This is a genomic window from Tianweitania sp., from assembly GCF_032053605.1.
GTDB lineage: Bacteria > Pseudomonadota > Alphaproteobacteria > Rhizobiales > Rhizobiaceae > Tianweitania.
In genome coordinates, this window is sequence record NZ_DAMBUH010000147.1 from 6,340 (window position 1) to 6,584 (window position 245).

General features: G+C 58.4%; 1 protein-coding gene. It reads right to left on the reverse strand.

The genetic code is table 11. From position 1 onward, the window contains the following. Window positions 1-135 (reverse strand): SDR family NAD(P)-dependent oxidoreductase (locus tag RTX98_RS19365; protein WP_312798479.1); only part of this gene is annotated, 135 nt, incomplete at its 3' end. Window positions 136-245: the final 110 nt, after the last annotated feature.

Below are 245 nucleotides of genomic sequence, written 5' to 3' on the forward strand. Positions count from 1 at the left end.
AAGCCGATCGGTGCGGCGTGCGCCAAGAACGAGCGTTGCACCTGCTGCCGCGAGTTCCCGCGCAATGCCGGCACCGATGCCGCTAGATGCGCCGGTGATGAGGATGGTTTTGTCCGCAAGGTTTGAACTGTTCATGGTGGTCTCCTGTTCGGTGAGCACAGGAGGTAGACCGGGCCAGGCGGCGCAACAATTTGCCAGATCGTGACGTCACTGGTAACAACTGCTTACCAATGAGTATCGATCTT